The sequence below is a fragment of the Microbacterium sp. NPDC056569 genome (genome assembly GCF_042793475.1).
Taxonomy (GTDB): Bacteria; Actinomycetota; Actinomycetes; order Actinomycetales; family Microbacteriaceae; genus Microbacterium.
In genome coordinates this window covers 1-1,664 of record NZ_JBHTUV010000030.1, presented here as the reverse complement: position 1 = coordinate 1,664, position 1,664 = coordinate 1, and the positions used below count along the sequence as shown (strand labels likewise).

Genomic DNA, 1,664 nt, shown 5'->3' with positions numbered 1-1,664 from the left:
AGGGTTGAGGTGCTCCTTAGAAAGGAGGTGATCCAGCCGCACCTTCCGGTACGGCTACCTTGTTACGACTTAGTCCTAATTACCGATCCCACCTTCGACGGCTCCCTCCACAAGGGTTGGGCCACCGGCTTCAGGTGTTACCGACTTTCATGACTTGACGGGCGGTGTGTACAAGACCCGGGAACGTATTCACCGCAGCGTTGCTGATCTGCGATTACTAGCGACTCCGACTTCATGAGGTCGAGTTGCAGACCTCAATCCGAACTGGGACCGGCTTTTTGGGATTCGCTCCACCTCACGGTATTGCAGCCCTTTGTACCGGCCATTGTAGCATGCGTGAAGCCCAAGACATAAGGGGCATGATGATTTGACGTCATCCCCACCTTCCTCCGAGTTGACCCCGGCAGTATCCCATGAGTTCCCACCATTACGTGCTGGCAACATAGAACGAGGGTTGCGCTCGTTGCGGGACTTAACCCAACATCTCACGACACGAGCTGACGACAACCATGCACCACCTGTTCACGAGTGTCCAAAGAGTCCCCTATTTCTAGGGTGTTCTCGTGTATGTCAAGCCTTGGTAAGGTTCTTCGCGTTGCATCGAATTAATCCGCATGCTCCGCCGCTTGTGCGGGTCCCCGTCAATTCCTTTGAGTTTTAGCCTTGCGGCCGTACTCCCCAGGCGGGGAACTTAATGCGTTAGCTGCGTCACGGAATCCGTGGAAAGGACCCCACAACTAGTTCCCAACGTTTACGGGGTGGACTACCAGGGTATCTAAGCCTGTTTGCTCCCCACCCTTTCGCTCCTCAGCGTCAGTTACGGCCCAGAGATCTGCCTTCGCCATCGGTGTTCCTCCTGATATCTGCGCATTCCACCGCTACACCAGGAATTCCAATCTCCCCTACCGCACTCTAGTCTGCCCGTACCCACTGCAGGCCCGAGGTTGAGCCTCGGGATTTCACAGCAGACGCGACAAACCGCCTACGAGCTCTTTACGCCCAATAATTCCGGATAACGCTTGCGCCCTACGTATTACCGCGGCTGCTGGCACGTAGTTAGCCGGCGCTTTTTCTGCAAGTACCGTCACTCTCGCTTCTTCCTTGCTAAAAGAGGTTTACAACCCGAAGGCCGTCATCCCTCACGCGGCGTTGCTGCATCAGGCTTCCGCCCATTGTGCAATATTCCCCACTGCTGCCTCCCGTAGGAGTCTGGGCCGTGTCTCAGTCCCAGTGTGGCCGGTCACCCTCTCAGGCCGGCTACCCGTCGACGCCTTGGTGAGCCATTACCTCACCAACAAGCTGATAGGCCGCGAGCCCATCCCAGACCGAAAAATCTTTCCAACCCCCACCATGCGGTAAAGGCTCATATCCAGTATTAGACGCCGTTTCCAGCGCTTATCCCAGAGTCCAGGGCAGGTTGCTCACGTGTTACTCACCCGTTCGCCACTGATCCACCCAGCAAGCTGGGCTTCACCGTTCGACTTGCATGTGTTAAGCACGCCGCCAGCGTTCATCCTGAGCCAGGATCAAACTCTCCATAAAAAATGATTGCCACCCCAACCGGGAAAAACGGTCGAAAGCAGCGAGTTCAATCATGACCAAAAACGAATATCAAACTGACATCCATGAATTGATCCAAAAAAGACCCCCACCAACCAGAAAAC

General features: G+C 55.2%; 1 rRNA gene. It reads right to left on the bottom strand.

The features are described 5' to 3' along the window. Positions 1-20: 20 nt before the first annotated feature. Positions 21-1,542: ribosomal RNA gene (locus ACFQ7C_RS20225) — 16S ribosomal RNA — on the bottom strand. Between the last annotated feature and the right edge of the window lie 122 nt (positions 1,543-1,664).